At 55.9% G+C, this 19,759-nt stretch carries 22 protein-coding genes; 18 read left to right on the plus strand and 4 right to left on the minus strand.

Features of this window, described 5'->3' with window-relative positions; genetic code table 11:
* Window positions 1–9: 9 nt before the first annotated feature.
* The 12 genes from ACTQ1S_RS02560 (at window position 10) to hflX (ending at window position 12,136) form a co-directional block, all read left to right on the plus strand.
* Window positions 10–507 carry a YajQ family cyclic di-GMP-binding protein gene (locus ACTQ1S_RS02560; RefSeq protein WP_441546988.1) on the plus strand — a complete coding sequence of 166 codons (498 nt, stop codon included), beginning with the start codon at window positions 10–12 and terminating at the stop codon, window positions 505–507.
* Between the two features lie 26 nt (window positions 508–533).
* Entirely contained in the window at window positions 534–1,883 is a 1,350-nt protein-coding gene (gene rimO / locus ACTQ1S_RS02565) for a 30S ribosomal protein S12 methylthiotransferase RimO (RefSeq protein WP_441055662.1), read from the plus strand.
* Between the two features lie 99 nt (window positions 1,884–1,982).
* Entirely contained in the window at window positions 1,983–2,531 is a 549-nt protein-coding gene (gene pgsA / locus ACTQ1S_RS02570; RefSeq protein ID WP_229770672.1) for a CDP-diacylglycerol--glycerol-3-phosphate 3-phosphatidyltransferase, read from the plus strand.
* A gap of 27 nt (window positions 2,532–2,558) precedes the next feature.
* Window positions 2,559–3,074, plus strand: coding sequence for a CinA family protein (locus tag ACTQ1S_RS02575; RefSeq protein ID WP_441546989.1), 516 nt, complete (start codon window positions 2,559–2,561; stop codon window positions 3,072–3,074).
* A 257-nt stretch (window positions 3,075–3,331) separates the two neighbouring features.
* Window positions 3,332–4,480 (plus strand): recombinase RecA, encoded by a 1,149-nt coding sequence (gene recA / locus ACTQ1S_RS02580; RefSeq protein ID WP_154516331.1) that lies wholly within the window; start codon window positions 3,332–3,334, stop codon window positions 4,478–4,480.
* A gap of 11 nt (window positions 4,481–4,491) precedes the next feature.
* Window positions 4,492–5,184, plus strand: a complete 693-nt coding sequence (locus ACTQ1S_RS02585) for a regulatory protein RecX (protein WP_441546990.1) — start codon at window positions 4,492–4,494, stop codon at window positions 5,182–5,184.
* Window positions 5,185–5,441: 257 nt separating this feature from the next.
* Window positions 5,442–6,995, plus strand: a complete 1,554-nt coding sequence (gene rny, locus ACTQ1S_RS02590; protein ID WP_441546991.1) for a ribonuclease Y — start codon at window positions 5,442–5,444, stop codon at window positions 6,993–6,995.
* Window position 6,996: 1 nt separating this feature from the next.
* Window positions 6,997–8,082, plus strand: coding sequence for an ATP-binding protein (locus ACTQ1S_RS02595; protein ID WP_441546992.1), 1,086 nt, complete (start codon window positions 6,997–6,999; stop codon window positions 8,080–8,082).
* A gap of 74 nt (window positions 8,083–8,156) precedes the next feature.
* On the plus strand, window positions 8,157–8,474 hold the full coding sequence (locus ACTQ1S_RS02600) for a stage V sporulation protein S (RefSeq protein ID WP_118079896.1): 318 nt from the start codon (window positions 8,157–8,159) through the stop codon (window positions 8,472–8,474).
* A gap of 64 nt (window positions 8,475–8,538) precedes the next feature.
* Window positions 8,539–9,909: a tRNA (N6-isopentenyl adenosine(37)-C2)-methylthiotransferase MiaB gene (gene miaB, locus ACTQ1S_RS02605; RefSeq protein ID WP_427717472.1), complete on the plus strand. Its 1,371-nt coding sequence runs from the start codon at window positions 8,539–8,541 to the stop codon at window positions 9,907–9,909.
* Window positions 9,909–10,847, plus strand: coding sequence for a tRNA (adenosine(37)-N6)-dimethylallyltransferase MiaA (gene miaA, locus ACTQ1S_RS02610; protein ID WP_441546993.1), 939 nt, complete (start codon window positions 9,909–9,911; stop codon window positions 10,845–10,847). Before miaB ends, miaA begins: the two co-directional genes overlap by 1 nt.
* Window positions 10,847–12,136 (plus strand): GTPase HflX, encoded by a 1,290-nt coding sequence (gene hflX / locus ACTQ1S_RS02615; RefSeq protein WP_441546994.1) that lies wholly within the window; start codon window positions 10,847–10,849, stop codon window positions 12,134–12,136. The genes miaA and hflX overlap by 1 nt, the downstream gene beginning before the upstream one ends.
* On the opposite strand, the gene ACTQ1S_RS02620 is transcribed toward hflX, so the two are convergent.
* Both ACTQ1S_RS02620 and lexA read right to left on the minus strand, forming a co-directional pair.
* Entirely contained in the window at window positions 12,121–12,825 is a 705-nt protein-coding gene (locus ACTQ1S_RS02620; protein WP_427748033.1) for a heparan-alpha-glucosaminide N-acetyltransferase, read from the minus strand. The two genes, hflX and ACTQ1S_RS02620, sit on opposite strands and share 16 nt — an antisense overlap.
* On the minus strand, window positions 12,825–13,469 hold the full coding sequence (gene lexA / locus ACTQ1S_RS02625) for a transcriptional repressor LexA (protein ID WP_427717464.1): 645 nt from the start codon (window positions 13,467–13,469) through the stop codon (window positions 12,825–12,827). Before lexA ends, ACTQ1S_RS02620 begins: the two co-directional genes overlap by 1 nt.
* 163 nt (window positions 13,470–13,632) lie before the next feature.
* Here lexA and ACTQ1S_RS02630 point away from each other — a divergent pair, with 163 nt between their 5' ends.
* From ACTQ1S_RS02630 to dut, 3 genes are read left to right on the plus strand one after another with little or no spacing between them, the layout of a single operon-like run.
* Window positions 13,633–14,082 carry a LysM peptidoglycan-binding domain-containing protein gene (locus tag ACTQ1S_RS02630; protein WP_427717462.1) on the plus strand — a complete coding sequence of 150 codons (450 nt, stop codon included), beginning with the start codon at window positions 13,633–13,635 and terminating at the stop codon, window positions 14,080–14,082.
* A 51-nt stretch (window positions 14,083–14,133) separates the two neighbouring features.
* Window positions 14,134–14,577, plus strand: coding sequence for a transcriptional regulator NrdR (nrdR, locus tag ACTQ1S_RS02635; protein ID WP_154516361.1), 444 nt, complete (start codon window positions 14,134–14,136; stop codon window positions 14,575–14,577).
* Between the two features lie 4 nt (window positions 14,578–14,581).
* A complete protein-coding gene (dut, locus tag ACTQ1S_RS02640) occupies window positions 14,582–15,025 on the plus strand; it encodes a dUTP diphosphatase (RefSeq protein ID WP_441546995.1) in 444 nt (147 codons plus the stop codon).
* 473 nt (window positions 15,026–15,498) lie between these two features.
* Here dut and ACTQ1S_RS02645 read toward each other — a convergent pair whose 3' ends face one another.
* Entirely contained in the window at window positions 15,499–16,731 is a 1,233-nt protein-coding gene (locus ACTQ1S_RS02645) for an MGDG synthase family glycosyltransferase (protein WP_441546996.1), read from the minus strand.
* Between the two features lie 186 nt (window positions 16,732–16,917).
* Here ACTQ1S_RS02645 and ACTQ1S_RS02650 point away from each other — a divergent pair, with 186 nt between their 5' ends.
* Together ACTQ1S_RS02650 and ACTQ1S_RS02655 are read left to right on the plus strand one after the other, a co-directional pair.
* The gene (locus ACTQ1S_RS02650) at window positions 16,918–17,856 is read left to right on the plus strand and encodes an NAD(P)/FAD-dependent oxidoreductase (protein ID WP_441546997.1); all 939 of its coding nucleotides are present in this window, start codon (window positions 16,918–16,920) and stop codon (window positions 17,854–17,856) included.
* Window positions 17,857–18,010: 154 nt separating this feature from the next.
* Window positions 18,011–18,622, plus strand: coding sequence for a DUF1836 domain-containing protein (locus ACTQ1S_RS02655; protein ID WP_427726793.1), 612 nt, complete (start codon window positions 18,011–18,013; stop codon window positions 18,620–18,622).
* Window positions 18,623–18,755: 133 nt separating this feature from the next.
* Here ACTQ1S_RS02655 and ACTQ1S_RS02660 read toward each other — a convergent pair whose 3' ends face one another.
* Window positions 18,756–19,103 (minus strand): hypothetical protein, encoded by a 348-nt coding sequence (locus ACTQ1S_RS02660; RefSeq protein WP_441546998.1) that lies wholly within the window; start codon window positions 19,101–19,103, stop codon window positions 18,756–18,758.
* 71 nt (window positions 19,104–19,174) lie between these two features.
* Between ACTQ1S_RS02660 and ACTQ1S_RS02665 the strand changes: the two genes are divergently transcribed.
* On the plus strand, window positions 19,175–19,675 hold the full coding sequence (locus ACTQ1S_RS02665) for a helix-turn-helix domain-containing protein (RefSeq protein WP_441546999.1): 501 nt from the start codon (window positions 19,175–19,177) through the stop codon (window positions 19,673–19,675).
* Window positions 19,676–19,759: the final 84 nt, after the last annotated feature.

Raw genomic sequence — 19,759 nt, forward strand, 5'->3', positions numbered from 1 at the left:
GGAAGAACCATGGCTAAAGATTCCAGCTTCGACGTTGTGTCCGAGGTTAACATGCAGGAGGTCGATAACGCCTTCCAGCAGACCGCCCGCGAGATTTCCCAGCGCTATGACCTTAAAGACTCCGGCGCCACCATCGAGCTTTCGAAGGGCGACCAGCTCTTTACGATTAACGCTCCGGCCGATTTTGTCTCCAAGCAGATCATCGATGTTTTGAGCTCCAAGCTCATCAAGCGCGGTATCGACCTCAAGGCTGTCTCTTGGGACACCCCGCAGGCGGCTTCGGGCGGTACCGTGCGCGTGCTCGGTCATATCGTCGAGGGCATCGACCAGGCGACCGCAAAGAAGATCAATAAAGACATCAAGGATCAAAAGCTTAAGGTCAAGGTGACCATCGAGGCCGATAAGCTGCGCGTTTCCTCGGCTTCTAAGGACGCTTTACAGACGGTGATTCAGTTCCTGCGCGACCAGGACTACGGCCAGCCGCTGCAGTTTACCAACTACCGCTAATTTACTCGAAAGGACCGCTCTCCAACATGGATACTCCGTTGGGTTCCGTACTCTATATCACGCTTGGCTGCGCCAAGAACGAGGTCGATACCGACCGCATGCGTTCGCTGCTGACCGCTGCGGGCTACGAGGAGGCATTCGATCCTCAGGATGCCGATATCGCCATTGTCAATACGTGCTCGTTTCTTACCTCGGCGACGTCTGAGAGCATCGAGACCACGCTCGAGCTCGCTAACGAGGTGCAGGACGGCGTTCGCTCCTGCCCCATTGTCATGTGCGGTTGCGTGCCGTCTCGTTACGGCGACGACCTGCCCGACGAGCTGCCCGAGGTCGCGGCATTTGTGAAGGCCGATGAGGAAGACGGTATCGTCTCTGTCATCGATGGCGTTCTTGGTGTGGAGCGTAAAATTGCTGCCTATATCCCGCAGGTCAAGCGTACCGTCGAGGGCGCTGTCGCCTACGTCAAGATCTCCGATGGCTGCAATCGTTTTTGCAGCTTCTGCATGATTCCCTACATTCGCGGTCGCTATCATTCGCGCAATGCCGAAAGCATTATCTCCGAGGTGCGCGACCTGGTTGCCGGCGGTGTGCGCGAGATCGTGCTGATCGGCCAGGACACGGGCATTTGGGGCACCGACTTTGCCGATGAGGACGCCGCCGAGGCCTCACCGCGCAATCTGGCGCAGCTGCTGCGCGCCGTCGCCGAGGCTGTGCGCCCGCACAACGTCTGGGTTCGTGTGCTCTATCTGCAGCCCGAGGGCATGACCGACGAGCTTATCGAGACGATCCGCGATACGCCCGAGGTGTTGCCCTATATCGATATCCCCGTGCAGCACTGCGACGCGCGCATCCTCAAGGCCATGCGTCGCTCCGGTTCGCGTCAGGAGCTCGAGGAACTGTTCCGCGATCTTCGTGATCGTATCCCCGGCATCGTGATTCGTTCCACGGCCATGGTCGGCTTTCCGACCGAGACCGACGACGAGTTCCGTGATCTTATCGACTTTATGGACACCGTCGGCTTTGACTATACGAGCGTCTTTGCCTACTCGCGGGAGGAGGGCAGCCTGGCCGCCAATATGGAGGGCCAGGTCGATGAGGAGGTCAAGCTCGAGCGCGCCCAGGAGGCCATGGATCTGGCCGAGTCGCTGGGTTTTGCCGCCACAGCAGCCCATGTGGGCGAGCGCGCCCAGGTAATCGTCGACGGTATCGAGGAGACCGAGGACGGCGCCGAGCTGATCGGTCATGCCTGGTTCCAGGCGCCCGATTCCGATGGCGCGGTGCATCTGGACGCCAGCGAGGCGTCCGTGGGCGATATTTTGACCGTCGAGTTTACCGATAGCTTCTGCTATGAGCTTATCGGCCATGTTGTGGAGTAGGAGAGCGTCGTGGCAAACGAGAGCAATAAGGAACTGACGAGCGTTTGGACGCCCGCCAACATCGTGACGTGCGTTCGCATCGTCTTTATTCCGGTGTTCATGATCGTCTCGGCTCTGTCTCACGCGAGCGTTGCCGGTACGGACTGGAGCACCTTTGACGGCCCGCTCGCCGCCGCTGCCTTCATTCTGTATGTGATCCTGTCGTGCACCGATAAGGTCGACGGCTATCTGGCGCGCTCACGCAACGAGATCACCGATTTCGGCAAGTTCTTGGACCCCATCGCCGACAAGTTGCTGGTGTTCTCGGCCTTGCTGCTGTTCTTGGATTTTGGCGCGGTGACCGTGTGGTCCGTGTTCATTATCCTGTTCCGCGAGCTGTTGGTGAGCGCACTTCGCATGGTCGCGAGTGCTGCCGGTGTGGTCGTTGCCGCCGATAAGCTCGGCAAGTACAAGACGGCGACCACGATGGTCTCCATCTGTGGCTATCTGTGCGTCTTTGCGATGGCCGGTCTTCAGCTGGGGCCGGCGTCGCTGCTGCTCGGTGTCTATTCGGTGTCGCGCTTCCTGTACGTCATCGCCGTCATTTTGACCATTATCTCGGGTGCCCAGTACTTCTGGAACTGCCGTAAGATCGTCTTTTCGGTCTAGGTCCTGGTGGGTATGACGGAGTCTTATTTGCAGATCGCCGCAAACAACGAGGAGCTGGCGCGCGATATTGTCGAGCGCGCGAGTGCCCGTGGCGTGACGGTGTCGACGGCGGAGTCGCTGACGGCGGGCATGATTGCCTCGACGATTGCCGATATCCCGGGTGCCTCGGCGGTGCTTCGTGGCGGTGCGGTGACCTACTGCGATGAGATCAAACATCGCGTGCTCGGCGTCGAGCAGGAAACGCTCGATCGGTTTAGCGCCGTGTCGCATCAGACGGCGCGTGAGATGGCCGCGGGCTCGCTGGACCTCTATCAGAGCGATGTCGCCGTGAGCGCAACGGGCTACGCTGGGCCCGGCGGCGGTACCGAGCAAGACCCCGCCGGCACGTTCTATATCGGATGGGCGTATCGTGCGGCCGAGGGGGGAGCGACGGTCGTTGAGTCTGCGCGCTGTCACTACGAGGGTGATCGGTCGTGCGTCCGTGCCTATGCGGTCGCTGAGGCTTTGGAACGCATTGTCCGCGTGCTCAATTCCATGGAATAGACGTGTTTTAAGGGGCCTTAGGGCCCCTTAATTGTGGAGATAGGGACCTTTGGCAAGGAATGCGCTTGCGCTGGCACATGTCTTTAATTTGTACGAGCACTCGTATTTGCGATTGGCATGGTCAAGCGTTTGGTCGGCGTTTGGTCGGCGTTTGGTCGGGTTTTGGAATGGACGGGTGCATATGATGAACCTGAACGGTTGACCACGAACAGCCGTTCGTTTATCATCGATTCAGGTTGTTAAGAGGAGGGCTATTCATGGCCAAGAATTCAGGTCCCGTACGTACCGTTCATACGCGCACGACGGGCAAAGAGCGCGACGAGATGATCGCCACTACCAAGGCCGAGATCGAGAAGAAGTTCGGCCAGGGTTCTATTATGAGGTATGGCGACGGCGGTCCCGAGCTCGAGGTCGAGGCTATTCCGACGGGCTCTCTGGCGCTCGATGCCGCCTTGGGTATCGGCGGCGTGCCGCGCGGCCGTATCGTTGAGATTTATGGCCCCGAGTCCTCCGGTAAGACAACGCTTTCGCTCGAGATTCTTGCAGAGGCGCAGGCCATGGGCGGTGTCGTGGCTTTTATCGACGCTGAGCATGCGCTTGATCCCACCTACGCCGCGCGCATCGGCGTCGATATCGACGAGGTGCTGATTTCCCAGCCCGATACGGGTGAACAGGCGCTCGAGATCGTTGACATGCTTGTGCGTTCCGGTGCCATCGACGCCATCGTCGTCGACTCTGTCGCCGCTTTGACTCCACGTGCCGAAATCGAGGGCGAGATCGGTGACACGACGGTGGGTCTGCAGGCTCGCTTGATGAGTCAGGCGCTCCGCAAGCTCGCCGGCTCGCTTGCCAAGTCCAACACAACCTGCATCTTCATTAACCAATTGCGCGAGAAGATCGGCGTCATGTTCGGCAACCCCGAGACCACCACAGGCGGCCGCGCACTCAAGTTCTTCTCTTCCGTGCGTATCGATATTCGTAAAATCGATACCATCAAGCTCAAGGACGAGGTTATCGGCAATCGCGTACGTGCCAAGGTCGTTAAGAACAAGGTGGCTGCTCCGTTCCGCTCGGCCGAATTTGACATCATGTATGGCACCGGCATTTCTAAAGAGGGCTCGATTCTGGATATGGCTGTCGAGTGCGGCATATGCAAAAAGATGGGGTCTTGGTTTGCCTATGGTGAGGACAAACTCGGCAACGGTCGCGAGGCCGCTAAGACGTTCCTGCGCGAGCATCCCGATTGCGCCGACGAGATCGAGCACAAGGTTCGCCTTGCCTGCGGTCTTGAGTATGACGATGATGCCCCCTCCGAGGTTGAGTTGACCGATCAGCCCGCCCCCGAGGAGTTTGACGAGCTGTATGCCATCGATGGCTCCGCGATGCTCGACGATGACGACGAGTAACGGATGCCGACATGTCGTATACGGTGACCGAGGCTCGGGTCGTTTTTCCGGATAAGAAGACGGCCTCCTCGTTCTCGAGCGGTTATGCGTCTAAAAAGCCCTGTGCACATATCGATTGCGATCTGGAGGGCGGTTTTGAACGGTCCATTTGGATTCCCGTGCGTGTGGCACGTGTGTACGTTCAGAACCGTCTCGATCTTCCCTGCGACTGGGATGACTTTCGCGAGGCGGTGCAGCTTATTGAATGCAAATGTGCGCTCACCATGGTGACCGAGATGCTTTCGCGTCGTGATCATGCTACGGGCGAGGTGCGCGATAAGTTGGCGCGCTATGGCTTTCGTCAGCCCGCGATCGACTTTGCCGTCAATCGTGCCATCGAGTATCGTTTTTTAGATGAGAACCGCTTTTGCTCGTACTTTATCGAGGAGCGTAAGCGTCGTGGTTGGGGGCAGCGCAAAATCGAGACTGAACTCAAGCGTCGCCATGTTGCACTTGATGAGATTCCAGGGTATCCCGAGGCTTATTTTGCCGAGGATGACGACTTGGCTCGCGCATCGGCTTTGCTCGCTAAGCGTCGCGTTCCCGAGGCACGTGCATTCGAAAAGCTCGTCAGATTTTTGATGGGCAAGGGCTTTTCTTATCACATTTCCGCGGATGCCGTTAAGGCGCGCCTCGATGCCTTAAGCGAGAAATGCGACGTTTAAGCATGCGCACGTTACGCTCCTGCCGTTCACCGCTCGATAGGCGCCGTGCTGGGTGCGTTAATTTGACAGTTGTTGCGGTTCAACGTAGGATAATAACTGTCATTTGCATTGTGATATGTGCTCATCTGCGATGAGTTTGTTTATATGTTTATCTGTATCCGACCCGCATAAGCTGCGCCCATATTACTCAAATGTCGCGAGCCGTTCGTATGGACGGTTCGCTTTGTTGTGTAACGAATCCATAAAAAGGAGTGAGCATGCCGCTTATCATTGCAGCGCTCGTTGGCATTGTTTTGGGTGCCATCGTCGCCATTGCCTACATGCGCACCGCCAAGCAGGGAAGTCTTCACGAGGCCGAAGAAAAGATTCAGTCGGCACACGCGCAGGCAGAGTCCCTGATCGGTGATGCTAAGCGTCAGGCCGAGACCCTCAAAAAAGAGGCTCTGCTCGAGGCTAAGGAAGAGATCATCAAGAACAAACAGGCCGCCGAGGCCGAGGACAAGCAGCGTAAGAGCGAGATTCGCGCGCTCGAAAATCGCGTGATGCAGCGCGAGGAATCGCTCGACCGACGCAACGATGCGCTCGATAAGCGCGAGCATCAGCTGTCCAGCCAGGCCGGTCAGGTCGAGAAGCGCTCTCGCGAACTTGAGGAGCTTTGCGCCAAGCAGACCTCCGAGCTCGAGCGTATTGCCGACCTTACGCGCGAGGATGCTCACAAGGAGCTGCTCGACAAGGTCCGCGGTGAGGTTACCCATGAGGCGGCCGCCATCATCCGTGAGTCCGAGCAACAGGTCCGCGCCGAGTGCCACAAGACCGCTCAGGAGATTCTCTCCCTGGCGATCCAGCGCTGTGCCGCCGACCATACCGCCGAGGTCACCGTCACGTCCGTTCATATTCCCTCCGATGACCTTAAGGGACGCATCATCGGTCGCGAGGGTCGTAACATCCGTACTTTCGAGCAGGTTTCCGGCGTCAACCTTGTGATCGACGACACCCCCGAGACTGTCGTGCTTTCGAGCTTTGATCCGGTCCGTCGTGAGACCGCCCGCGTGGCGCTCGAGAACCTCATTGCCGACGGTCGTATTCACCCCGCCCGCATCGAGGAGATGTACCACAAGGCCGCTGACTTGGTTCAGCAGCGTGTGCTCGAAGCCGGCGAGCAGGCTGCCTTCGATACCGGTATCCACGACCTGCATCCCGAGATCGTCAAAACCCTGGGCGCTCTGCGCTACCGCACCTCGTTTGGTCAGAACGTGCTACAGCACTCGCTTGAGGTCTCCGACCTGTGCGGCATCATGGCCTCCGAGCTTGGTCTGGATGTTGTGACCGCCAAGCGCGCGGGTCTTCTGCATGACCTGGGCAAGGCCATCGACCACGACGTTGAGGGTCCGCATGCTGTGATTGGCGCCGAGCTTGCCCGCCGTTATGGCGAGAAGCCCGTTATCGTCCACGCAATCGAGGCCCATCATGCCGATGTCGACCCCAACACGGTGCTCGACGTTCTGGTCCAGGCTGCCGATGCTGTTTCCGCTTCTCGTCCCGGCGCCCGTCGCGAGTCGGCCGAGAGCTACATCAAGCGCCTTGAGAAGCTCGAGGAGATCGCCAACTCTCATGACGGCGTCGAGCGTACCTATGCTATGCAGGCCGGTCGCGAGGTCCATGTCATGGTTCAGCCGGACAAGATTTCCGATGCCCAGTCCACGGTGCTTGCGCACGATATCGCCCATCAGATCGAGGAAGAGATGGAGTATCCCGGTCAGGTGCGCGTTGTCGTGATTCGCGAGAGCCGTGCCGTCGATATCGCTAAATAACATGAACGACGCGAACGAGCTCATCTCATTTATCGCGTCGATGTCGGGGGAGGGCAACCTTCGCGTCGAGGAAAACCTTGGCGAGGGGTATGTCCGCCTCCGCGTTTCGGAGGCCGAGCGCCGTCAGGCCAAGCATGACATTCAGCATGTAGAGGACATTGTCATCGAGATGCTGCGTAATGCTCGCGATGCCGGAGCCGATAAGGTCTATCTAGCCACGACCAAGGAGGAGGGTGTTCGTACCCTCCTCTTCCTGGATAACGGTTCGGGTGTGCCGCAGGATATGCAGGAGCGTATCTTCGATGCCCGTGTCACCTCCAAGCTCGAGAGCATGAAGATGGACCGTTGGGGTGTTCACGGTCGTGGTATGGCGCTGTTCTCTATCAAGCAGAACACCGATGAGGCACGCGTTGTTACATCGGGCGTCGATTTGGGCTCAGCGTTTAAGGTGTGCGTTGACACCGATCGCTTGGCTGAGCGCGCCGACCAGTCGAGCTGGCCTCAGGCGGTTAAAGACGAAGACGGCCGCTATGTATGCGCTCGTGGTCCTCACAACATCATTCGCGCAGCCTGCGAGTTTGCCCTTGAGGAGCTGCGCGACTGCGACGTGTATCTGGGCTCTCCGTCCGAGATCGCTGCGACCCTGTACGCCCAGGCTTCCGGTCGTCTCGATACGTCACGCCTGCTCTTTATCGATGACGAGTGTGAGCTTCCGGTTATCGATCGTTTAGGTCTCGCTTCGGATGCCGAGGATTTTATCCGGATTTGCTCCGGGCTGGGTCTCGAGATGTCCGAGCGTACTGCCCACCGTATTCTTTCGGGACAGATTAAGCCCGTTCGCGGCGTGTGTGCGCGCCTGCTGCGCGAGCGCGATTCCACCTCGCAATTGCCGGCTCCAGTCGATCTTGCCAAAGACCGTCGAGGCCTCCGCATTGCCAAGGATGACATGGCGCAGTTTTCGCGTGCTGTCGAGCGCGACTTCAATGACCTCGCCGCCCGGTATTACCTCAATCTGTGCGGCGACCCTAAGATTCGCGTTTCACGTGATCGCATCACCGTGACGTTCGATCTTGCCAAAGAGGAGTAGCATCTTTACCGAGTCCGCTCGGTACGATACAGTTATTGCAGTTAAAACGTACTTTTAAACGCAGGAGTTTCTTCATGGATTGCCTGAAGGTATCAAGCAAATCATCGCCCGCGTCCGTTGCCGGCGCCATTGCCGGTATGGTCAAAGATGGCGTTCCCGTCAACATTCAGTGCGTCGGTGCCGGCGCCGTCAACCAGGCCATAAAGGCCGTTGCCATTGCACGAGGTTTTCTGATTCCGACTGGCTTTGATGTCTCTTGTGCGCCGGTGTTCTCTGACATCCTCATTAACGGGGAGTCTCGCACGGCAATCCGTCTCTCTATCTACGTTCACCAGATTAATCGGGCTGCTATGGACAATGTCGTCATGGACGACGTTAAGCCTGTTGCGTAAGCGAGTTTTCGCACGTTTGTAGCACCTTTGTGCCCCGTCGATATCATCGTTAGGATGTAAGCTCATGGACCAGCGCTTCGTACGCGATATTCTTGCCGGTAAAACCTATTTTATCCGCACATTCGGCTGCCAGATGAATCAGCACGACTCCGAGCGCGTGAGCGGTTTGCTCGATTCCTATGGCTGTCTTATGGCGCTCGATCCGGAGCATGCCGATATTGTCGTATTCATGACGTGCTGTGTGCGCGAGGCTGCCGATACGCGCCTGTACGGACAGTGCAATTCCTGCAAGAGTCTTCCTCCTTCTCCTTCGGGCAAGCGTGTGGTCGCCGTGGGTGGCTGCATCGCTCAGCGCGATGGCGAGGGCCTGCTCACCAACGTCGATAACGTCAACGTTATTTTTGGTACGCATTCGATTGCGCACGTGGCGGAGCTTATCGCCGAGGCGTTTATGGATGGCAAGCGCCATATCCGCACGAATGAGCATGAAGATACGGACGCCATGAGTATGCCGTGGCATCGCGAGACGCAGTATCATGCATGGGTGCCCATCATGACGGGCTGCAACAACTTCTGCACGTACTGCATCGTGCCGTACGTCCGTGGTCGCGAGAAGAGCCGCCCCTTCGAGGAGATTGTCGACGAGGTGACGGGTCTGGTGCGTCAGGGTGTGCGCGAGATTACGCTGCTGGGACAAAACGTTAACTCCTACGGTCGCGATCTCTTTGGCAAGCCGCGCTTTGCCGACCTGCTGCGCGCCGTGGGTGATACGGGCGTCGAGCGTATCTTCTTTACTTCTTCGCACCCCAAGGATTTGCTTCCCGAGACCATCGATGCTATGGCCGAGACACCTGCCGTTATGCCGCAGCTTCACCTAGCCGTTCAGTCGGGTTCCACGCGCATCCTTAAAGAGATGAATCGTCGGTACACGCGCGAGGATTATCTGGGCCTGGTCGATCGCATTCGTAACCGTATGCCTGAAATTGCGCTTTCGACCGACATCATCGTGGGCTTCCCGGGCGAGACCGAGGAAGACTTTGAGCAGACGCTCTCGCTTGCCGAGACGGTTCGCTATGCCCAGGCCTACACGTTTATTTACTCCAAGCGCGCCGGTACCCCGGCAGCTGAGATCTATGATCCCACCCCGCATGAGGTTATCCTTGAGCGCTTTAACCGTCTGGTCAAGGTTATTGAGACGACGGCATACGAGTATAACCAGGGCGAGCTTCACACCGTGGTGCCTGCGCTTATTGAGGGCACGAGCAAGAAAAACGACGCTGTCCTTCTTGGTAAAAGTCCTAAGAACCAGACAGTGCATGCGCCGATTCCCGCTGGCTATAGCATCGATCAGCTTATCGGCAAAATCGTCGACGTCGATGTGGATGTCGCCAAGACGTGGTATCTGTCTGGCTCCGTTGTGGGTGAGCCTCGCTAATGGTTTCCCCCGGCACAAACCTTTCTGCCGTAGCGATCGTCGGTCCGACGGCGGTCGGCAAGAGTGATGTTGCCGACCGCCTGGCTGCTCGTCTGTCGTCTGAAGTGTTATCGTGTGACGCGATGCAAATCTATCGCGGTATGGATATCGGTACGGCCAAGATGATGCCCGAGGAGTGCTCGGTGCCCCTGCGCCTTGTCGATATCGTGGACCCGGGCGTCGCGTATTCTGCTGCGCTCTATCAGTCTGATGCCCGGGCGCATATCGAGCGTTTGCTTGGTGAGCAACGGCTTCCGGTCTTTTGCGGCGGCACGGGCTTGTATCTTAAGGCTGCACTCGATGAAATGGATTTTCCTTCGGGAGAGCTCGAGGACGAACGTCGCACGGGCTATCAGGAGCTTGCCGAGCGTATTGGCGAGAAAGCTATGCATGCCCTGCTTGCCGAGCGTGATCCGGAATCGGCTGCCGTGATTCATCCCCATAACGTGCGCCGCGTGATCCGTGCGCTCGAGATGCACGATGACGGTGTGTCGTATGCCCAGCAGAAGTCCAAATTCAGCGTTCCGCATGAGCGTTATCATGCCTTGTGGTTTGGTCTGACGCGTAGCCGTGAAGTGCTGTATGAGCGCATTAACCTGCGTGTCGACCTTATGTTTGAGCAGGGGCTGGTTGATGAGGTCCGTGGCCTTATGGACCAGGGCCTGGGTGATGCACTCACGTCGATGCAGGCAATCGGTTACAAAGAGATTATTGATGCCTTGCGAGGCACTATTACCATGGACGAGGCCCGCGAGCTTATCAAGATGCGCTCACGTCGCTATGCCAAGCGCCAACTTTCCTGGTTTAAGCGTGACGATCGCATCGTGTGGTTCGATATGGATGAGTTTACCATCGATGAGGTCGTCGATGATATCTACCGTCGTATCGAGGCTGCCTAATGGCACGTTTTCCCTTGGTTCCCACGGCGCCTGAACCTGAGCGTGCCGTCTTGGTTGGTGTTGAGTGGCGCGATAACGCCTGGCCGCTCGACCGTTCGCTCGACGAGCTCGAGCGCTTGGCTCACACTGCTGGAGCCCAATGCGTGGCACGCTTGTCTCAGCGTCTGGTCAAACCTTATCCCAAATCGTTTATCGGCTCCGGTAAGGTCGAGGAGCTATGCGGTTTGGTGCATCGTATGGATGCGGATGTTGTAATCTTCGACGACGACTTGACTCCTTCACAGCAGTCCTATCTTGAGAAAGCCGTGGGCGAACCGGTCAAAATTATTGACCGTACGGCGTTGATTTTGGATATCTTTGGCCTGCATGCTCAGACGCGTGAGGGTCGCTTACAGGTGCAGCTGGCTCAGTTGCAGTATCTGCTGCCCCGTCTGCGAGGTATGTGGAGCCACCTTGCTAAGGAACAGACGCGTGGCGGCATTGGATCGCGTTTTGGCCAGGGCGAAAGCCAGCTCGAGGTCGACCGTCGCCTGATTCGCGATAAGATCGCTGCGCTTCGACGCGAATTGAAACAGGTTGAACAACGTCGTGGTGTGCAATCGAAAAGCCGTATTGAATCGCCGGCGTTTCGCGTGGCGTTGGCTGGCTACACCAATGCCGGTAAGTCGACGTTGCTTAATCGATTGACGGGATCCACGGTACTTTCGCAGGATAAGCTGTTTGCCACGCTCGATCCTACGACGCGTTCGTATCGTTTACCCGGTGGCCGTGGCATGACGATCACTGATACCGTTGGCTTTATTCAAAAGCTGCCCCATGGCCTGGTCGACGCGTTTAAATCTACGCTTTCCGAGGTGCTCGGCGCCGATTTGGTTCTTAAAGTTGTGGATGCTTCCGATGAGGATTACGAGCGTCAGCTTGAGGCGGTTGATCGTGTCCTTGACGAGATTGGTGCCGGTGAGCGCCTGACGCTTACCGTGTTCAATAAAATCGATCTGCTCGATAGCGTCGACCGCTTGAGCTTTCGCCGGCGCTATCCCGAGGTGGTATTGTTCTCGGCTCAGACGGGTGAGGGCCTTGATGACTTGGTCGATCGCATTGCTCGTGAAGCGGCCGCTACGGACGTGTTGCTCTCGGCCGATATCCCGTATCGAGAGGGCGCGTTAATCACGCTTGTGCACGAACAGGGAACCCTTCTGCACGAGGAATACCTCGAGGACGGCGTTCGTATTGTGGCAAAGCTTCCAGCCCGTATCGCACCGCGTCTCGAGCGTTATCGAACAGAGTAAATCAGCTCCAGTACACCCAAGATAACCGGCTGATGAAGCAGGTAGAACGGCAGCGCATGGCGCCCGAGACTTGCGAGCGCCGGGATGGGATTCGCATAGGCCCATCCCGGCGCCTCATAGTTTGCTTCCTGAGTCGTGTGGGCGGCAAAGAAGCCTGCAAGGTACATAAATAAGAATGGTATGACTGGATAGTAATCACCAGAGACAAAGTCTGGACTTGGGAAACCCAGCCAAGCTAAATAGGGGATAGGATAAACCGTTTTAGGAATGCTCCAGGTAAGGGTAAAAAGTGTGAGGCAAATTGCTATACCCCATACCGACGGCACTTTAACGATCACCGGACGCGCGAGCGCGACAATGGCGGTGCAGGCCGCCATGCAGAACATGATGCCGAAGTTCACCGAGTCATCGACTGAGACGAGCGTCGTCGCGACCCATACAACAAAAGCGGCAGCGGCATATTTGACGGCACGCTTGATGTTGTTGCGCGAGAGGGTGCACATCCAGCCGGCAATAAACAAAAATACCCAACTGATGCTGGCACGCCAGATGTCTTGGAAGATGGTCTGAGTAAACCAGGGCATATCCCAACCATAAAGATAGGCAAGATCGTAGCAAGCATGAAATCCTGCCATCGACAGCATGGTAAATCCGCGAATGGTATCAAAGACCGTGATGCGGTTTTGCATTACGAGAACCGGCGCATCAATCCAACAACCTTGCCCAGGATCGTCGGATTTGTCGCATAGATGGGCTCCATGGTGTCGTTTTCGGGCTGCAAGCGAACTCGTCCCTGCTCCTTGTAGAACGTTTTGACCGTTGCGGAGCCATCGATCATGGCCACAACGATCTCGCCATTCATGGCGCTCTTCTGTTCGCGAACGATGATATAGTCGCCGTTAAGGATACCGACGTTAATCATCGAATTGCCGTGGACCTCGAGGATAAAAGACCCCTGGTCCGTTGCGATCTCGGTCGGGATGGTAAAGGTGTCCTCGATATTCTGCTCGGCAAGGATGGGGATCCCTGCGGCGACACGGCCCACGAGGGGTAGCGATACGGTTCCGCGGGGTGCCGTGGGCTCATCGGACTTTGAGATGGAGACGGAGGCTCCGTCCTCGTCAAAGAGCTCTAGGGCACGAGGCTTGGTGGCGTCACGTTTGAGCAGGCCGCGTGCTTCCAGTGCGGAGAGATGTGCATGTACGGTGCTAGGGGAGGAAAGACCCACAGCCGAAGCCATCTCACGCACGCTGGGCGGATAGCCCTTTTCCTGCTGATACTCCTTGATGAAGTCGTAAATCTGCTGCTGTCGCTTGGTAATTTTGCGAGCCATCAGGGATTCCTCTCTACCTAACCCAAACAAATGTTCTATGTTTGCTTGACAGGAACAACTGTTCGAAGATAATAATAACCGAACACTCGTTCCCGCGCTAGACTTTTTTGTCCTCGCGGCTTGATAAAACAGTTCTCGTCAAAAAACGCGAGAGGAGAACATGATGAATGCAACGGATATGGTCCAGGGAAACCTCGCCCTTAAGCTCGAGACGCCTGCGGCGCCGGCTTTCACGGTTGTCAAAGGCGGCCGATCTGGTTTTCAAACACTGCCTGGCAAGCCCGTCCGCAGCCAGTGCGTCGCCACGACTTCGGCCCCCGTTGCTCTGAAGGCCTCGACGATTGTCGCCCTGGCCGTTGCGCTCACGCTCTTCTTTGTACTTGCTACCTCGATCTTCAGCGCTCGTCACGCCGCATATGCCGAGTCGGCATCTAACGTTACCTATGAGACCGTCCGTGTTCAGTCCGGAGATTCCCTGTGGTCGCTTGCTCAGGAGCATTCTGTTGACGGTCTTTCTACACAGGAGACTTCTGACATAATTCGCAGTGTCAATCATCTGGAGCATGGATCACTCGATGCGGGTGACGTTCTTAAAGTTCCTGCGCGTTCGTAAGATTTAAACTCCGGCACATGGTACCCTTGTTATCGTTTTGGAGGAGGTACCATGCGCTGTCCCAGATGCGGCAATGCACATACCCGTGTTGTCGATTCCCGTATGCAGGAATCTAATAACACCATTAAACGCCGTCGTGAATGTTGTTCGTGCAACTATCGCTTCACAACATTCGAGCGATGCGAAGACCCCATCGAGGTCATCAAATCTGATGGGTCAAAGCAGCGGTTCGATCGCAATAAGCTGCTGGTCGGCTTAATGCGCGCTACGATTAAGCGCGACATCGACACGAAAAAGCTCAATGAGCTCATCGATGACATCGAGGTGGAGCTGCGTTCCCGTACGCTGACGGCTGTTACGTCCCACGACCTGGGCGACATGGTGCTTAAGCGCTTGGCCAAGATCGACAAGGTGGCCTACATTCGCTTTGCCTCGGTCTATCGCGATTTCAAAGACATCGATGAGTTTTTGCAAGAGCTCGACAAGCTAAGGTGATTTTATGTCCAACATTACAGTCAACATTAAGCGTCTCGACCCTACGATCGAGCTTCCCAAATACGCCCATCCCACAGATGCCGGTTTGGACCTCCGTGCCAATGAGGACTGTACCCTTAAGCCCTTCGAGCGACGCTTGGTCTCTACTGGCCTTGCGATCGCGCTGCCCGATGGATACGCTGGCTTCGTTCAGCCTCGCAGTGGCCTGGCTATTAAGCAGGGTCTGTCTATAGTCAACACGCCCGGTCTTATAGACGCCCACTATCGAGGTGAGCTTAAAGTCATCCTTATCAACCTGGATCCATCCAATGAAATCCAGATCAACAAGGGTGACCGAATCGCTCAACTCGTCATCCAAGAAGTTCCCACGGTCAATCTCGTGGAGGTAGACGAACTAGACGAAACCGACCGAGGATCCGGCGGTTTCGGTTCTTCTGGTGTGGCTTAGCTCATTTCTTCGTTGAAAATGGGCATCGTAATGCCCGCTCGCCCCTGGGAGGCCCCTATATATCATCCCGTGCTCAAACATTCTCGCTGCGCTGCGAAACTGCGCGCGGGACGATATATAGGGGCCTCCCAGGGGCGAGCTACGTTTACATGCTCGCAATCGGTTATGGCTTCCCATCTGAAGCCGAATGCTGCATCTAGAAGCTGTGTCTAATAAGTAATCCGATCTGACAAAGAGACGGCTCCTTTGTTAGATCGGATTACTTTGATTACTTGTTTTCTTGTTTTCGAGTTCCCCTTCGCTGCTTTTAGTAGGGTAACCGATATGGCTGCTAGCGCGTACGTATAGCCGTGGCGCAGGCCGCCCACACATATCGTTCCACGCGCAGTTTCGCAGCGAGCGAAGCGAAGCGAGAATGTTTGAGCATGGAATGATATGTGTGGGCGGCCTGCGCCACGGCGGACAGTCCAATGCTAGCGGATATGCGCGGGTTTTCCGCCCCAGTAGAAGCGGCAGAAGGCTCGTTTGCGCTTTTGGGGCTTGCCTACAAGTTCCATGGTTGCGATGGCGATGTCCTCGGCCGCGTGTGGACGGCGTAGAACTTCACCATTGATGAGCAGCGCCTTGAGCGACTCGGGATGATCGTGGAGATGGCGCAGCGTCACGATGAGCTCGCGTGCGGTGGTGACATGCATGCTGGCGCCCAAGTCGGTGAGCATGGTGGTGTTGGCCTTTTCCTGGCCATAGGACTTGCCCAGCAGAATCATCGGCAGGTGTGCACACAGGCATTCGGTAACAGTGAGTCCACCCGATTTGAGAATTGCCAGATCGCAGCCGTGCATGAGCGCTGCCATGTCATCGACATAGTCAAGAACCGTGACGTTTTCGAGTTTCATGGCTTCGAAGAGCGTTTTCAGGCGCGTGGCGTATTCCGTGTCCTTGCCCGGCAAGAAGACAAAGTGCATATCCTCGAAGCTACGGAGGAAGGGGAGGGTGTGGTCCATCGCCGCGCGAAAGCGAACGTACGGTTGAGGCAAACTGGCGCCGGCCATTACCAGCACAATGGTCTTGTCGATAGGGAGATTGAACTTCTCGAGTTCTTCCTCACGATTGTAATCCGTGTCAAATCCAGCGCGAATAGGGATGCCCGTAATGCGTATCTTTGCCTCGGGAACCTTGCGTGGGCGGAGCGTCTCGGCCATAAACTCGTTTGCCACGCAGAATAAGTCAGTGTCCTTATGGGGCCACCAGCCCTCGACTTCGTAATCGGTCGGCACGCAAATGACGGGATAGTCGATGCCCGTAATGACGCGCGCACCAACCGCAACGTTGGCTGCCGTGATATGTGTGGCGACCACGGCAATAGGCCTACGAGTGCGAACGTATTCGTTAAATGCGGGGAACATAATGCGCGACCATGCCGTGCCGCCGCCCCAAAGCAGGTGTCCGGTAAGGGTATATCGCCAGGTCAAGTCATAAATTGGGCGTGTGGCGCCGGTAAACGATGCGGCCGTTTTGTTGCCGTCGAATTTTATGCGTCCAAAATCGAGGATATCCAAGACCTCAATCTCGACATCCTGCGGTATGCCCTTGGTGCCGCGTATAAGCTCGAATGCTTGTGCGATAGCGTTTGCTGCCGCTTTGTGTCCCGAACCAACCGATGCGTGGACAATGGTCACTAAGGGCTTTTGTACAGGTGACGGCATCAATTGCTCCGATTGGGGGGCGCTTTGCGTGGGCAGGGGAGCGTCATTGCCCATCTGCGTTTGATCCATCGATAACTCCCCTTCATCGTTGTTTTGCAAGGAATCATTGTAGTGCATGACTGTCATGTTCTCCTAAATTTGGGTATGAGCGCAAAGAACGCCAATGTTTCGATGAGAGGACACTCCATGACTACCAATCAGCCGATTGATGTTGCGATTATCGGCGGCGGCCCAGCGGGCTATGCTGCAGCCATTTATGCGTCGCGGTCCAACCTAACGACGACCGTGATTGAGCAAGGCATGTCGGGAGGACAGATCGCCACAACCAATGAGGTCGAAAACTATCCGGGCATTCCGCTCTTGAGCGGCGCCGAACTCGGCGAGCGTTTTCAGCAGCATGCAGAGGGCCTGGGTGCGCAGGTCGTATGGAGCATGGTGACGGGTATCGATTACGATGCGGATGCGGCGCTGTTTACGGTGCATCACGATACGGGCGATACGCTGGCCTCGAGTGTTATCGCTTGCATGGGCGCCACGCCGCGCTCTGCTGGTTTTGTTGGCGAGGATACGTATCGCGGTCGCGGCGTTTCGTATTGTGCGACGTGCGATGGCATGTTCTTTCGTGGCAAACAGGTCTTTGTCATTGGCGGCGGTAATGCTGCCTGCGAGGAAGCCCTGTTCTTATCAGAAATTGCCAGCAGCGTGACCATCGTCTTGCGCCGCGATCAGTTCCGTGCTCCCGATGGCGTGGTTCAAAAGGTGCTCGCTAAAGATAATATTTCTGTTAGGTACCAAACTAGTATTGTGGAGCTATTGGGCGAGGCCATGCCTACAACCATCACGTTTAAGGACAACGCCACCGGTGATACCTATTCCGAGTCCTTCGATCCAGGTTCGTTTGGCATCTTTGTCTTTGCCGGAACACAGCCCCATACCGAGCTTGTACAGCATCTGGTGGATCTGGCGCCTGACGGCGGTATCGTTACCGACGATTCGATGGCCACGCGCACGCCGGGCTTGTTTGCTGCCGGCGATATCCGTTCCAAGCGTTTACGCCAGGTTGTGACCGCCGTTTCGGACGGAGCCATAGCGGCTACCAGCGCATACGCCTTCTTACGAGGATAAGTACGATAATATATCTTATGTAAGGTTGCTATCTATATGCAAAGTGGTTGGACGGTGCGTCAATGTGCTGTCCAACCACTTTTACTTAGCGGCTATGTGGTATGCAAAACTAGATATTCTAGAATACAATATAGAAAACGAACGGAGGTCTCTTATGAACCACGTAAAACATGTTATCCCGATGTCCGATACATCGGTCAGCATTAAGCCGGAGGATATTCAGCCGACGGTGCTGCCGGATGCATTTATTCAGTCCGATATGGTGGGTAAACTCAATGCGTTGAGCCTGCCACGCTATGACCAGCTGCCCAACGTAACGCTCTATCGCGATCAGGTTATTGAATATGTTGCGCTGTGGATGGAGCCGCTTTCGATTTGCGTAGAGCAGCCCGTTATCACGCCTTCGATGATCAATAATTACGTAAAGGTCGGCCTTGTTCCTGCTCCAGTTAAAAAGCAGTATGGCCGTGAGCAGATTGCGCGTCTCATCGCCATTTGTATCTTTAAGCAGGTGCTGCCCATCGCTGCGGTTCAGGCGCTCTTTAATATTCAGCGCTTGAGCTACGACGCTCCGACGGCTTTCGATTATGTAGTCGATCAACTTGAGGCATCGATTCGTGCGGCGTTTTCCCTTGAGCAGACTCCCGTGCCCGATACCGCACATCAGGTTACGCGCGAGTCATTGCTCGTACGCAGTGCGGTTTCGTCTTTTGTATCGAAGGCGTACCTGATGAGCTACCTCAAGTTCAATGGGTTTAATAGCTAGGCGACGTATAACGCGGGCGGGATAATAATGAGGTGTGATAGCGATAGCGGCAAAAAGCTAATAAAATCAATGGTTTTGCGGACAGCGGATAGACAGGGAATGTGTTAAAAACTGAATACGCACACAAACGGCGTTACCTTAACCCCTTTGGGGGAGAAAGTAACGCCGTTTTTTTTATGCCCGCAGGAAAGGAGGTGCAGCCGGAATGTATTTCACAAAGGGCAAGCAGCGGGCGTTTGAATTGCTCATGCAGCAGAAGCCGGGATTTGACCGCTATCAATCCGGTTGTGCCGGAGATGATGAAGATTGCGGCACTTGCCGTTTCTACCGCCCCGGGTGGAAATATGAGTTTTGCGTTTTCAAAGAGTGTCCCTATTGCCCCGGCAAAAGGACGCGGAAAACGCACGCCAGCATGGACAAATAGACGGGCAAAAGCCCTTGTGCCATGCGGCTTTGCAGACGCGAAAACGGCAAAGGGCATATTGCAATACCAAAACAGCCGAAAACGGCTTTCTAATTGTCCACGCATACCAAGAGAGGAAGTGAGGAAATATGGCAGTTTTCAGAGTGGAGCGAAATACGGGATATACCGTTATGAGCAACCACCACTTGCGAAACAAGGAATTGTCCTTAAAGGCAAAGGGCTTGTTGTCGCAAATGCTTTCGCTGCCCGAAGATTGGGATTATACCCTTGCGGGCTTATCCCATATCAACCGGGAGAAGATCGACGCAATCCGCGAAGCGGTAAAGGAACTCGAAAAAGCCGGATATATCGTGCGCAGCCGGGAGCGCGACGAAAAGGGACGCTTGCGGGGCGCAGATTACGTCATATACGAGCAGCCGAAGCCGCGAGAGCCGGAAGCAGCTACCAGCGGCGGACAGCCGCCTATATTGGATTTACCTACATTGGAAAATCCAACATTGGATAATCCAACGTTGGAAAAACCTACGCAGGAAAAACCTACGTTGGAAAATCCAACGCAATTAAATAAAGATATATTAAGTAAAGAACAATCAATTACTGATCTCTCTGTTAGACCAGCATTGACGTAGCCGCTCCCTGCCGTTGCCAATAGTCCCAGAAGGGCTGGGGACGATCGATCATCTGGCGCCTCGTATGCTCGTAGAAGCCGCAGG

Origin of the sequence: Collinsella sp. LCP21S3_D3 (assembly GCF_052118305.1) — a bacterium.
In the GTDB taxonomy this organism is placed as follows: Bacteria; Actinomycetota; Coriobacteriia; order Coriobacteriales; family Coriobacteriaceae; genus Collinsella.